The 13,600-nt window shown below is 31.2% G+C and carries 17 protein-coding genes; 12 read left to right on the forward strand and 5 right to left on the reverse strand.

Annotated features, from left to right (window positions below):
• Positions 1-121: 121 nt before the first annotated feature.
• From ACJ6WR_RS18795 to ACJ6WR_RS18850, 12 genes are all read left to right on the forward strand, one after another.
• Entirely contained in the window at positions 122-1,360 is a 1,239-nt protein-coding gene (locus tag ACJ6WR_RS18795; protein ID WP_039112807.1) for a hypothetical protein, read from the forward strand.
• On the forward strand, positions 1,351-2,382 hold the full coding sequence (locus ACJ6WR_RS18800; RefSeq protein WP_039112806.1) for a hypothetical protein: 1,032 nt from the start codon (positions 1,351-1,353) through the stop codon (positions 2,380-2,382). The genes ACJ6WR_RS18795 and ACJ6WR_RS18800 overlap by 10 nt, the downstream gene beginning before the upstream one ends.
• A 308-nt stretch (positions 2,383-2,690) precedes the next feature.
• Positions 2,691-3,281 (forward strand): Crp/Fnr family transcriptional regulator, encoded by a 591-nt coding sequence (locus tag ACJ6WR_RS18805; RefSeq protein WP_039117414.1) that lies wholly within the window; start codon positions 2,691-2,693, stop codon positions 3,279-3,281.
• 275 nt (positions 3,282-3,556) lie between these two features.
• Entirely contained in the window at positions 3,557-3,847 is a 291-nt protein-coding gene (locus tag ACJ6WR_RS18810) for a GNAT family N-acetyltransferase (RefSeq protein ID WP_039112804.1), read from the forward strand.
• Between the two features lie 7 nt (positions 3,848-3,854).
• Positions 3,855-4,730: a pirin family protein gene (locus ACJ6WR_RS18815; RefSeq protein WP_409416122.1), complete on the forward strand. Its 876-nt coding sequence runs from the start codon at positions 3,855-3,857 to the stop codon at positions 4,728-4,730.
• A gap of 30 nt (positions 4,731-4,760) precedes the next feature.
• The gene (locus ACJ6WR_RS18820; RefSeq protein WP_052259411.1) at positions 4,761-5,285 is read left to right on the forward strand and encodes a YceI family protein; all 525 of its coding nucleotides are present in this window, start codon (positions 4,761-4,763) and stop codon (positions 5,283-5,285) included.
• Positions 5,286-5,325: 40 nt separating this feature from the next.
• Positions 5,326-5,964 (forward strand): isochorismatase family protein, encoded by a 639-nt coding sequence (locus ACJ6WR_RS18825; RefSeq protein ID WP_039112802.1) that lies wholly within the window; start codon positions 5,326-5,328, stop codon positions 5,962-5,964.
• A 55-nt stretch (positions 5,965-6,019) separates the two neighbouring features.
• Complete coding sequence (locus tag ACJ6WR_RS18830) at positions 6,020-6,658, forward strand: hydrolase (protein ID WP_409416123.1); 639 nt, start codon at positions 6,020-6,022, stop codon at positions 6,656-6,658.
• A gap of 108 nt (positions 6,659-6,766) precedes the next feature.
• On the forward strand, positions 6,767-7,009 hold the full coding sequence (locus ACJ6WR_RS18835; RefSeq protein WP_409416124.1) for a phosphoribosylpyrophosphate synthetase: 243 nt from the start codon (positions 6,767-6,769) through the stop codon (positions 7,007-7,009).
• Positions 7,010-7,260: 251 nt separating this feature from the next.
• Complete coding sequence (locus tag ACJ6WR_RS18840; protein ID WP_039117411.1) at positions 7,261-7,737, forward strand: SRPBCC domain-containing protein; 477 nt, start codon at positions 7,261-7,263, stop codon at positions 7,735-7,737.
• A gap of 4 nt (positions 7,738-7,741) precedes the next feature.
• Positions 7,742-8,203, forward strand: coding sequence for an SRPBCC domain-containing protein (locus tag ACJ6WR_RS18845; RefSeq protein WP_039117410.1), 462 nt, complete (start codon positions 7,742-7,744; stop codon positions 8,201-8,203).
• A 137-nt stretch (positions 8,204-8,340) separates the two neighbouring features.
• A complete protein-coding gene (locus ACJ6WR_RS18850) occupies positions 8,341-9,006 on the forward strand; it encodes a M15 family metallopeptidase (RefSeq protein WP_409416125.1) in 666 nt (221 codons plus the stop codon).
• Between the two features lies 1 nt (position 9,007).
• Here the strand turns inward: ACJ6WR_RS18850 and ACJ6WR_RS18855 are convergent, their stop codons facing one another.
• From ACJ6WR_RS18855 to ACJ6WR_RS18875, 5 genes are all read right to left on the reverse strand, one after another.
• Complete coding sequence (locus ACJ6WR_RS18855) at positions 9,008-9,574, reverse strand: hypothetical protein (protein ID WP_039112794.1); 567 nt, start codon at positions 9,572-9,574, stop codon at positions 9,008-9,010.
• A 4-nt stretch (positions 9,575-9,578) separates the two neighbouring features.
• Positions 9,579-10,757, reverse strand: coding sequence for a THUMP-like domain-containing protein (locus ACJ6WR_RS18860; protein ID WP_409416126.1), 1,179 nt, complete (start codon positions 10,755-10,757; stop codon positions 9,579-9,581).
• A 2-nt stretch (positions 10,758-10,759) separates the two neighbouring features.
• Positions 10,760-11,851 carry an AI-2E family transporter gene (locus ACJ6WR_RS18865; protein ID WP_039112792.1) on the reverse strand — a complete coding sequence of 364 codons (1,092 nt, stop codon included), beginning with the start codon at positions 11,849-11,851 and terminating at the stop codon, positions 10,760-10,762.
• Positions 11,852-11,980: 129 nt separating this feature from the next.
• A complete protein-coding gene (locus tag ACJ6WR_RS18870) occupies positions 11,981-12,937 on the reverse strand; it encodes a zinc metalloprotease (RefSeq protein ID WP_409416127.1) in 957 nt (318 codons plus the stop codon).
• Positions 12,938-13,095: 158 nt separating this feature from the next.
• A complete protein-coding gene (locus ACJ6WR_RS18875) occupies positions 13,096-13,590 on the reverse strand; it encodes a TrmH family RNA methyltransferase (protein WP_409416128.1) in 495 nt (164 codons plus the stop codon).
• Between the last annotated feature and the right edge of the window lie 10 nt (positions 13,591-13,600).

Raw genomic sequence — 13,600 nt, forward strand, 5'->3', positions numbered from 1 at the left:
CTTTTTTATAAATAATAAAAATAAATTTTTATTTAAAAAATAATAAAAGATATTTGCACCCATTAGATTTTTAAATCTAATATCCCAAAGACTAAAAACAATTTTAATTAACCTACAAGCAATGATTACAAACATCAAGAGGTGGCTCTATGCCAGCTTACTACTTACTGGTTTTCTTATATCTACAAGTTGTGATAAGGATGACCAATCTACGGCTTATGAAGCCAACTATTTGCCAAGCATTGATGCAACAAATTTACAACCAGGTAATCGAGCTATGACTATGTTTGAAGACGACGAAAGTCCTTCAAAAATGTATGACAAAAAAGATCGTTGGTTTCGAGTAAATCAACCAATGCAAGTAATACAAAAAGGAAAAGATTCTGTACAAATTTCTCTTTACTCTCCTGTTGGACTTACAGATGTAAGAATCTATGCAAAATTGCCTAATTATGATAAGCGATTCTTAATTTATAATTTTAGTAAAGTTCCAGCTTTTCATCGTTCGTTTCACCAACTTCCTTTGGTTGCTGGCAAAAATGATTATTTATTAGAAAGTGGTAATGCGGTAACAATTGATAAAATTGATGGTTTCTCTTCTGGAGCAATCGAATTTTCAGTAGAATCTAGCGATCCATTATTTGCAAAATTCAAAAAGATTAAGTCTTCACATTTAGTTCAATTTAACGATTGGTATCATCTTAGTGGTGATGCGTCTTATGTGTACTTACCTATGAATCCTGTTTTGGCTAAAGAAGCAATAGCAATGATTATCAACTATTCGTATGCTTTAAGTCATCCAATATATTATGACACTTTTATTAATTTTGACAGATACAAGCAAGAACAAGCTGCTCAAGCTGGTACAGCAATAAATGGAGCTACTTATTGGCATGGAAATGTTGATGATGTTGGTGGTGCTTATGATTATCTTTCTAAAGCTGAAATAGAGAAAATATATTGGAATTATCTTGATAGCAGAACTGTTGATATGGCAATGGTAGGCGGAGGATCTGCTTGGGGTGGCGGAGCTTTGGCTTCTCAATGGGAGTCAAGTTATGTAACTGGACACTGGAAAGGTGATATGTCGGTTTGGTCACACGAATATTCACATCATATCGGTTTTAGCCATAGTAGTAATTTAGCCAATAGTGGCGAAGGTGGGGGACAACAAGAGATGTTGACTCATTTTTACAAATACTTGATTTACCTAAACGATCTTCCTTTTACAGATCCAGATGTTTTAAAAGGATATACTAAAACAAACTACTTAACAGGAACTTACAAAAAACCTGTTTTTAAAATTGATCCCAAAAATCCATTCTTAATAAAATATAAAGGAGACGGAAAATGGAATTAACACCTAAAACTACAATGAATAAAATAGCTTTTTTTATACTACTGCTTTGCATTTTTACAAACTGCAGTAAGGATTCTTTTGAGGGGGCTTCTCCTAATCATAGTTATTATTATCCTACTGACGAAGCATCAATTACTGTAAGTCAAATTGGAGACGGAAAAGGGACATTTAACCCTAAAGGTATCGCTGTAGCAAATGACAAATTGTATGTTTGTAATGGTGATGTACTTGATATTTTTAACGCTCAAACATTGGCTCATATAAAAACAATTGCAAATTATACTAAAGGAAGTACCACTATTCCGCTAACGCAACTTTCTTCGGTATGTGTAGATAATGGCAGAATTTATATTGGTAGTGTCGAGTCTAGACTTTTTGTTATAGATGAAGTTACAAATGCAGGGATTAGTACAGTAGGAAACGGTCAATGGTGGAAAACTTTTGTGCACGTTTTTGGAGTTGTAGTAAAAGACGGATTAGTATTCGTTAAAGAAAAAGAAACGAGTATTAAAGTTTTTGAGACATCGCAAATTACGGATAAAAGCGATTGGAATTTAGCTCCTATGGCCAAGTTAAATACTTTAAAAGGTTATGATGAGGTATATTCAATGGATGTTGCAGATGGGAATCTAGTTGTAGCAGGAAGAAATGCAAAGGGGTATTTATATTACAATATTGCAGGTATTCGTGCCAATGGAGCGGCTTCGCTTACAGTTCCTATACAAGCTACAGTAATCCCGTTTGGAGAGGCAAAACCTCTTGCACTTGCTATTAGTGCAGATTGGGCTATTACCTCAGAAAATGTTAAGGATTTAAATTATTTGCGTATTTATCCTAGAAGAGAATTTATGGACAAGATTTACAATCCAAGAGTAAATGCTTCGGATGTTATGGGACAAAATAATTTTGGAACTATTGTAAGTACAGCACAACTTAATGACCGTCTTTTTTTATCGGATAATACAAACCAAAAAATTAGGGTTATTAAACTTAACCAATCTGCAATTACTGAACAAAGATAATAACGATTGTAATATTTTTTTATTGAAAATATTCATATTTAAGCCCACTCAATCGAGTGGGCTTTTTTGTTTTATCTAATATTTTAATCTTTAATTGGAATGCTTAGAAGATTCAATTTTTTTTGATTTTAGAAGAAATGATGTGTAAAGATTAGTTAAAACAGAGAATGCCTAAAACCTGAAATATTACCTCTGTTCCTATTGTTATGGAGTTACTTTCTTAAATTAAACTAGGTATTATTTATAAGTCTTTATCATTTTAATTAATTTTGCATGTATTCATTTTACAATTTAATCTCTTTATACAAATGCTGGAACAATTTAAAAAATATATACTAAGTAATACTGATATATCAGAGGAACAGTATAAAGAGTTAGAGCATTTGGTACATTCTCTTAAAATAAAAAAAGGAACAATTTTATTAAAAGAAAATCAAATTTGCGATAGGGCATTCTTTGTATGTAAAGGTTTGTTACGTTCCTATACTGTGGATGAAATGGGAAAGGATCATATTATCCAGTTTGCTTCAGAAAATTGGTGGATTGCAGACAGGAGCAGTTTTTACTTTGATGAGCCATCAGATTTATTTATTGATGTAATTGAAGATGCAGAGATAGTTTATATTCAAAAGGAGTTTCTTAAAAATGCTGAGAAGATCTCTGTAAATTTTGTTTCTTTTAATACCCTTGCTTTGCAAAAAAACATTCGCCAGATGCAGAAAAGAATAAATTATTTATTGGCAGCCACTGCTGAAAAAAAATATTTAGATTTTATAGAAACGCATCGCGAAATTACCTTTAGATTACCACTTCAAATGATTGCTTCTTATCTTGGCATTACCCCCGAAAGTTTGAGTAGAGTCCGAAAAGAACTAGCCAGAAAAAACTTCAAGTACTAAGTTATTCAGTACAGACTCCATAATAGTTGTTATTAATAATTATTGTTAATACAATAACATCTTCATAATATTTTTTAGGCTCAAAGCCTATTCTTTACAATAGAGAGTATTTGTTTCAAATTAAACTTTGAAGCATAATACTGTCATGTTTCTGTATTTCTATAAGTTGATAATCATTGATTTATATTTTTACCCTCCCTTTTTATATTTCTTATCATAGATCAAGTACTTAGTTTTTTATCCTCACTAATTTTACAATACTAAAAAACTAGATCATGGAATACACAGTTATAAATAACGAAAAAGACAAACGTTTTGAGATTCATTTAGATGGAAAAATAGCGTTTGAACAATACAAATTGTTTGATGGCGGTATTGCTTATATCCATACAGAAGTTCCGCCAGAATTAGGAGGAAGGGGCATAGCAGCGTATATCGCTAAATATGTTTTGGATTATGCAGAAGAGAATCATCTTAAAGTAAAACCTTATTGTCCATACATAAAAGCCTATATCGATAAGCATCCTGAATATCAGGCAAACTCATTGTTTCATAATAAAGAATAATATCACAATGAAAACAAAAAAAATAGAACAAGTATTAACGCCGCCTGCACCACATATGGTAGGAGACGGGTTTAGAGTACATAATTTTATTCCTTACGGAAAAGGGATGAGCATGGAGAGAATGAGCCCATTTATAATGATGGATTATAACTCTAAATTTTATTTTTCGCCAACAGATGAATTAAGAGGTGTTGGAGTACATCCTCATAGAGGTTTTGAAACAGTTACGATTGCCTATAAAGGGAAAGTAGCACATCATGACAGTTCTGGAAACAGTGGTGTAATTGGTGAAGGAGATGTACAATGGATGACTGCTGCTTCTGGAATTTTACATAAAGAATATCACGAAGAGCAGTTTAGCAAAGAAGGAGGAGATTTTCAGATGGTACAGCTTTGGGTAAATCTTCCTGCCAAGGATAAAATGACAAAACCCAAATATCAGGGGATTATTAATAGCGAAATCAATAAACATAAGCTGCCTAATGGCGATGGTATTATAGAAGTTATTGCAGGTGAATATAATGGTACTCCAGGAACAGCCACAACATTTACTCCTGTGAATTTGTTTAATGCAAAATTAAACAAAGGAGCTACTGCAACTTTTAATTTCCCTGCTAATCACAACTCAGCACTTTTAGTGATAGAAGGAAGTATTAGTGTTAATGATAGTGAAAATGTACCTGCAGATAATTTTTTGCTTTTTGCAAATGAAGGTGAAGAATTTACAATTAAAGCATCTGAAGATTCGATAGTGTTGATATTGAGTGGGGAACCGATAAATGAGCCAATAGTTGCTCATGGGCCTTTTGTTATGAATACCCAGGAAGAAATCATTCAGGCATTCGATGATGTAAATATGGGAAGGTTCGGGTATTTAGAGTAATTAATAGATTAAGAATTAAATAATAAGAATATGGAAAATCAAACAATATGGCGAAATGATCATGAGCATTCAAGACTTGGCTTTACGGTAACACATATGATGATTAATGATATTGTAGGTCAGTTTAACAATTTTGATTTGACAGTAGTAACGACCAAATCAGATTTTAGTGATGCCTCTTTTGAATTATCAGCAGAAATAAATTCGGTGTTTACAAATTCAGAAGGAAGAGACGAAGATTTACGCGGTCCCAATTTTTTTGATGCGGAAAAATATCCTACTCTAAATTTTAAAAGTAATGCGATAAAAGAAAGCAGTAAAGATAATTATAAAGTTACTGGCAATCTTAGTATGCATGGTTTTACAAAAGAAGTTACGGTAGATTTTATTTATCGAGGAACAATGCTTAATCCGAATTCGAACAAAATCACATCTGGATTTCAGGTTTTGGCAACGTTAAAACGTTCTGATTTTAAAGTAGGGTTGATTTTACCTTTTGATGGACTTAAGGACGATGTACTAATAAAAATGGATGGAGAATTTCCAAAGGAATAAATTAAGATAAACATAATAATAACAAATAAACTTAAAAAACATGTCAGTAGTAACTAGAATAAATTCAGACGAAGTAGTAATCTTACTTATCGATCATCAAAGTGGTTTGTTTCAAACCGTAAAAGACATTGACGTTACCTCATTGCGTAACAATGTAACCACACTAGCTAAAATTGCAGCAATAGAAAATATTCCTGTAATAACAACAGCTTCTGAGCCTAATGGACCTAATGGACCGCTAATGCCTGAAATTCATAAATATGCTCCACATGCTGTTTATGTGCCTCGTAATGGTGAAATTAATGCTTGGGATACGCCAGCATTTGTTGAAGCAGTTAAAAAAACGGGTAAGAAAAAAATAATTATTGGAGGTGTATTAACTAGCGTATGTGTAGCTTTTCCTTCTATCTCGGCTGTAACAGAAGGTTATGAAGTATTTGCTGTCATTGATGCTTCTGGCGATATGAGTCCTTTATCATCACAAACAACACTTGCCAGATTGACACTTGCAGGAGTGGTTCCAATCACAACAACAGCTGTTTGTAGCGAAATTCAAAAAACATGGAATCGTCCAGATGCTTTACAATTTGCAGAAGCTTATTCAGCGGTTATGCCAAATTACCAGGCAGTAATCGAAAGTTTCTTAAAAGCAGAAAGTATAGGAACATCTAAAAAGTAAAGAGATTATAATAGGCAGTAATAATAAATTAAGATTAACATAAAAAATAGAAATTATGAGCAGTTTACCAATTCGTGATCAGAAAAGTGATCATTTGTTAACACCAGAAAATGCAGCATTAATCATTATCGATTATCAACCAGTACAAGTCAATTCTATTGCATCAATGGATAGACAGATACTTATTAATAATATTTGTGGTGTAGCCAAAATGGCCAAAGTTTATGATTTACCGATTGTACTTTCGACGGTGAATGTAAAAACAGGATTTAATAAAGAAACGATTCCTCAATTAAAAAGAGAATTAGAAGGAATACCGTCTTATGACAGAACTACTATAAATTCTTGGGAAGACAAAGAATTTTTAGAAGCTGTTAAAGCAACTGGAAAGAAAAAACTAATAATGACCGCTTTATGGACAGAGGCTTGCCTTTCTTTTCCTGCACTAGATGCTTTAAGAGAAGGCTATGATGTTTACTTGGTAGTTGATGCTGTAGGAGGAACTTCTTTAGAGGCGCATAATGCAGCATTAAGAAGAATGGAGCAAGCCGGAGCAATTCTGGTTAGTACACCTCAATTATTTTGTGAATTGCAACGTGATTGGGGACGTTCTGAAACGGCTCAGGAATTTATGCAATTGTTTATTAAAACAGGAGGTACAGCAGGAATTCAGTTTTCTTATGATAGAGAATAATTCTTTTTATTTTTAATTAACCCAAAACAGTATTGCATTTTGTGATGCTGTTTTGGTGTTATAAATAAAGAACAGAAATTAATTAAAATAAAACTTAATTATAAAGAAATGGAAACGTACGATACACTTATAGAAGGAATAGATGCTTTGAGGGCTCAAGGTTACGTAGAAGATTTTAATTTAAAACAAAATTGTATTGAATGTCGAAACGGAAAATATAAAATCTTTCATGAGGAGTTTGTGATAAATAAATCATTTCATTTTGATGTAAATGAAGATCCTTCAGATCAGTCCATTTTGTATGCTATAGAATCGGAAAAGTATAATTTGAAAGGAATACTAATAAATTAAAGACAATCTAAAGTATCAATAAGAGAGAATTTGTTTTTAGATTATAATTTTGAAATATAAAGCGGATAACTGTTAGACTGTTTGGATAATTTTAGTTTAAAAATAAAATTTTAACTCAAGAAGATTAAGTTAAACATTAATATGTCTTAATTAACCCTGTAAAAGTCTATTTTACGCCCTATTAATTGTAAATGAGAATGTTAACTTTGTTTAGTTCAAATGAGGTTTTAATTTTTTAAACAATTAATATCATGGATAATCAAGATTTTAATGCAACTTTTTTGGTAGACCAAACTCCCAAAGAAGTATTTGATGCTATTATGAAAGTTCGGAGTTGGTGGTCAGAAGATTTTAAAGGAGATTCACAAAAGCTTAATGATGAATTTGAAGTTCGTTTTGGAGATGTTCATTATTCCAAACAAAAAATAGTTGAGCTAGTACCCGAAAAAAAGATTGTTTGGCTCGTTACAGCCAGTCAATTGAGTTTCCTCAAAAATAAATCAGAATGGAATGATACTAAAATTGTTTTTGAAATCTCTAGAGAAAATGATAAAACAAAAATTCAGTTTACTCATTTAGGATTAGTGCCAAAAATAGAATGTTTTGACGATTGCTCAAATGGATGGAATCAATTTTTAAAGAATAGTTTATTGAGTTTGATAACTACTGGTAAAGGAAATCTGAATGTGTTGAATCAGGAAATAGAAGATAAATCAATTAAAAAATAATATCATGGATAATCAAGATTTTACTACAAGTATTTTGGTAGACCAAAGTCCCAAAGAAGCATTTGATGCTATAACGAATGTTAGAGGATGGTGGTCGGAAGAAATAGAAGGAGGTACAGCAAAACTAGATGATGTATTTAAGTATCATTATAAAGATGTTCATATCTGTAAAATGAAATTAATAGAAGTTATTCCTAACAAAAAAGTAGTTTGGGATGTCTTAGAAAATGATTTTAATTTTACTACAGATAAAAGCGAATGGGTAGGTACAAAAGTTATTTTTGAAATTAATCAGAAAGACAATAAAACAGAAGTTCGTTTAACACATCAAGGCTTAGTTCCAGATTATGAATGTTACGATATCTGCTTTAACGCCTGGACCAATTACATACAAAATAGTTTATACAATTTAATTACTACAGGTAAAGGACAACCAAACTTAAAAGAAGAAGTAGAAAGTAAGTAATTTAAAAGAATTGTTTTAACCATATAAGTGATGTAAGTTCATTTAAGTTCTACGCTGATTAGCCTTGCTTATATTTTCTTACATAACTTATATGGTTTACTTTTGTTTACATTTACTTTTACAATAAATTTCCAAACATGATAATCAAAACAACTTCATATATTAAATCTTTATTTTTCATAATAATATTTTTCTTTACTGCCTCTTCAAATGCTCAAAATGAGTCATATGCAAGCGAAACCAATCAGGTAATTGCAGATACTACTTTTGTTAATTTAAAAGATTATAGTAGCGATTTTGTGTATGATATGAAATATGCTACAGAAGATAATTTTCTTAAAGCAAAAGTGTATGATTGTGCCGAATGTTTCTTGCGTTTAAAAACAGTAAAAGCACTAGTAGAAGCTAATAAAAGTTTTATGAAGAAAGGGTATAAAATCAAGTTGTTTGATTGTTACAGACCTCTATTTATCCAAAAAAGAATGTGGGAAATAGTTTCTAACCCTAAATATGTGGCTGATCCAAAAAAAGGCTCCATCCATAATAGAGGAGGAGCCGTAGATATTACTCTTGTAGACCGTAATGGTAAAGAGTTAGATATGGGAACTTCTTTTGATTTTTTCGGAAAAGAAGCCAGTCATAGCTATTTAAATTTATCAGATACTATTAAAGCCAATCGCCTGTTGTTGAAAAAAATAATGATAAAACATAATTTTAATTCATTCGATTCAGAGTGGTGGCATTATAATTTAAAAGCAGGTTTAAACGATAAAGTTTCTAATACAAAATGGGATTGTAATTAGATTATTCAACACATCTTATATTATCAATAAAGAATGTTTCAGGTCGGTATGTTTTATCATTTAGTTCAGATGTGAATTCTTTTTTCATAACATAATCTTCAGTATCTGATAAGTATTTAATACGAATCATCGAGATAGGTGAAGTTTTTAAATCCTCAAAATTATCTTTTAAGAACATAAAAATACCTGGAGTAACGCGATTATCAAATCCTTTGTCATCACGAATTAATGTTCCGCAGTTTTCTTGGTCAATATGGATAAGCGTAACAATTTTTCCATTGCTTAATTGTAAAAATAATTTCGAATTCTTATCAAAGCAATTTGCGGCTGTAAACTCTTTACTTTTTTTAATCAATTGTACATTAAGTGTTGGCAGACCATCTGTTTGTGCTAAGGAGAAAAAGATATAACTCGCAGTTCCTGCAAAGTTTTTTTCGGAAATCATGGTTTCTTTAGTCGATTTGTATGTTCCTATAGAATCGGTAACGTTTACAGTGTATTCACAATCTTTTTGTGCAAATAAATTAAAAGTTAATAAGAATAAAGTTAAAGTAATTAGTTGTTTCATTTTATTATATTTTTCTGCAAATTAAAACTATTTTATTATCATTTTTATCAGTTGTAAAAAAACAATACAAATTTCCGCCATCTTTTATTTTCCATTTTTTTCGGATGGTTTCTACACTATCAGGAAAATTTCTAGTAGTAATGTTAGCTTGTTTATTAGAAAGATGGAGTTTTATTTCGTTTTTAGAGTAAGGAATGGTTTCCAGAATCTCAAATGTTCTTCCAGGAAATGTAATTAAATCGGCCGAGGTATATAAGTGAGAGTGTTTGTGTAGCTTATCTGTTTTATAAAAAGTACTTACTTCGTCAAATCCTCCCGATTTCATAATTGCACTATTAGGCTCATACAAATATTTATGAGGTAAACTGTAGCTTACAAATTCAGGTTCTTCATTTAATGCAAATTCAAAAGTCTCCGTTTTATCCTTTAATATATTAGCAGTTTTTAGCGTAATTTTCCCAGAATAGCCTTTATGAATTTCCCACAGTAATTCCTTAACCTCGTTATCGAGAGCAATTATATGAATGTTTTTTACATTTTTTAATTCCGAAAGACCAGCAGAAATATCTAATAAAGGAGCCGTTTTTATTAAAATAGAATTAGAGTTTTCAAAGTAGAAATCTAATAAGTCAGGTACATTTGGCAAGCAATCCTTTAGCATAAAAACTTTGCCTTTGGCATCATTCCGCCTGGAAGGGTCTATATAAATCCAATCCCATTTTTGGTTTAGTTTTTTAAGAACATCAAAACTGTCTTCGGGATAACAAGTACAATTGTCAATTTTTAATTGCTTAAAATTATGTTGCACAATTGCAGATAAATCAGGGTTTATCTCGCAATGTGCTACATTTTTTATTTTTTTGGAAAAATAATAATCATCTACACCAAAGCCTCCAGTTAAGTCTATTATGCTCTCACCCGAAACTAAGTTGGCTTTATACAGAGCTGTTTTCTCTGATGAGGTTTGTTCAATCGAAATTTTACTTGGATAAATTATATTCTCGGTCGCAAACCAAGTTGGTAATTTATCCTTAGCTTTTGTTTTAGCCTCAATCTGATTCAAAATTGCAATCCATTCTATTTCTGGAAAAGGATTTTTTTGAAGTGCTAATTTTGAGATAGATTCATTTACTTTTTTATTTATAAAATCCTGAACAGAATTATGTAAAAGGGCTAAATTCAAGGTTATATTTTTTCGGTTAATACAATAACAACTTTATTGTTAGGAAAAAATTCTTTGGCAATAACTTTAAGGCAAGTATAAAACGGGATTGCAATAATCATTCCGACGATTCCAAAAGTTATTCCGCTTATTAAAGTAATTAAGAATATTTCCAGCGGGTGCGAATTTACGCTTTTTGAGGAAATAATAGGTTGGCTAACATTATTATCAATTGCCTGAACCAATAAAAATCCAATTACTATATATATGGTTTTAGGTAAAATTTCTGTTTGAAAATCCCCGCCAATTAAACTCAACATCGTTAATATAGCTGCAAGAATGGTTCCTATAATGGGTCCAACGTAAGGAATGATATTTAAGACAGCACATAAAAAAGCAATTACAAATGCATTCTGGCTACCAAAAATTATTAGCACAATAAAATAAAGAATAAATACAACTGTTAATTGTAGCAACAAGCCTACAAAATAGCGTGTTAGCAAATGATTTATTTTAGTAATCGAGTTTATAATTTTGTCTTCATTGTTATCAGGAAGTATTCTTTTTGCATTTTCTTTAAAAATGTTTTGATCCTTGATAAAGAAAAAAGTAATGAAGAAAACAGATACTAATCCCATTCCAAAACCTGCAAGCATGTTTAGGATTGAGTTTATAAAAGCCGTAAAATAACTAAAATCTAGTTTAGACGTTATTTCAGGTTTTTTTAAAAGTGCTTGTAAATCGAGATGTTGCAAGTTGAAATAATTTTCGAAATCACGTTCTATCAGCATAAATTGTTTTTGAAGACTATCAGTATCAAGAAGAGATAAATTATTAGCCTGAGATATTATTAACGGTACAAATAATAAGATGAACCCAATCATTAATAATATAAAAAATACGATAGTTGTTATAGCTGCAAATGAGCTATTGAATTTTAATTTTTCTTTCAGGAATTTCACAAAAGGGTTTGCTATTAAACACAGTATGAGAGAAACACATAAGTAAACAATCACAGTTTGTATTTGATATAAAAAATACAATATTAGCGATACTCCCAAAATAGTTGCGATAGCTCTTAAAATCCCGTTTGAAATTACTTTAGATGTAATCATAGTCTGTTTTTCTTTAGAGCATAAATATAGAAAAAAGCAGGGAAAGATTACATTTATAAAACAAAAAAAGCGAGATTTAATATCTCGCTTTTAATAATTATTAACCTGTTTAGTTATATGGTTATTGTATTAGATACCAAAAGCAGCTCTAGGTCCACCTGATAAAAATATAGCAGCCATTCTGTTTTTTTGACCTAAAGAGAACATATACATTCCTGCATCGTCTGTATAATCCATGTAGTTCATAGTCATTTCAACAGGAGTTCCTGTACATGTGCTATAATGAGGATATGCAGGTACACCATAATTTGCTGTATTGTGTACAGGAGTGTCATTTACTAAATCACTTCCACAATTAGCATCTCCCCAAATGTGACGTAAGTTCATCCAGTGACCCACTTCGTGAGTTCCAGTTCTTCCTAAATTGTAAGGAGCAGCACCAGATCCAGATAATCCAAAATATTTAGAGTCAATTACAACTCCATCAGTAGTAGTAGATCCGCCAGGAAATTGAGCATAACCTAATATTCCACCACCAATTTTACAAGCCCATAAATTAAGCTTAGTAGTTGGAGATGTTGGAGCTATACCACCGTTAGCCGTTTTTTTCATAGCATCATTAGTTCCCCATGAAGTTTTTGTTGTAGATTTTCTATTGATTTTTTCTAAAACAAAGCTAATTTCAACATTTGCTTTAACTCCTGCGAATAAAGCAGGAACGCTGTTGTAATCTGAGTTTTGAGCATTGAAATCTTTATTTAAGACATCAATTTGTGTTTGGATTTGAGCATCAGAAATATTTTCTGCTGCCGTTTTGTATAATACATTTACAATAACTGGAATTTGAACTTTTCCATTTACCAACTTGCCCGTAAGTAACTTGTTTTCTGTAAATGCTTCGATTTGATTCATTCTAATAGCCAAAGTAGGGTCGGCTTTTAATTGAGCTTCAAGAACATCTTGAGTAGCGCAACCACGTTGAGTAGTAGCAGTTGCTGAAGCTTCTGGAGTTGTAGATTCTGTTTGGTCGTTTTGACATGAGAATAGCAGCAGCGCTGCAAATGCGGATAAAACAATCTTTTTCATAATAGTTTGGGGTTTTGTTATAAAATTTTAGTTTAGTTAATAATTAAAGCAATTTTATAACAAAAAACTTAACAGACAAAATTTTATTATTATTTTGTTTGTCACAATTTTAAAAACCCTTGCATAGCTTAGTTCTTACAAAAAAAGAGGTTTGTTTTTTAAGATGTAAATTCGTACAACGCTATACTGGCGGCTTGTACAACATTCATACTACTATTTTTTCCAAACATATTAATATGAACTATTTGACTCGAAATTTTTAATAATTCTTCTGAAATTCCATTGATTTCACTTCCAATTATTAATGCGATTTTTTTATCAGCAGGTAGTATAACTTCTTTTAAAGGTTTGCTACTATTTGTGATTTCTAATGCAATGATTTCGCAATTTAAATCAACCAGATGAGTAACTAAATCTTGTGTTTCTTCAATTACTGTATATGGAATATGAAGATGGGTATTACGGGAAGTTTTATTGATTTTTCTTGGGTTAAGCGGAATGTCTTTACCTAAAAAAATAATATTTTCAACTCCAAAAGCTTCACTTATTCTAAAAAGAGAACCAATGTTTTGTTGAAAATAGATATGATCGCAAACTAATGTAATAGGGAATGTCTTTCTTTCGAATTGTATTTCTTCGTGTGTTAATTGCACTTGACTTAAA

Origin of the sequence: Flavobacterium sp. PS2, assembly GCF_046250155.1 — a bacterium.
Taxonomy (GTDB): Bacteria; Bacteroidota; Bacteroidia; order Flavobacteriales; family Flavobacteriaceae; genus Flavobacterium.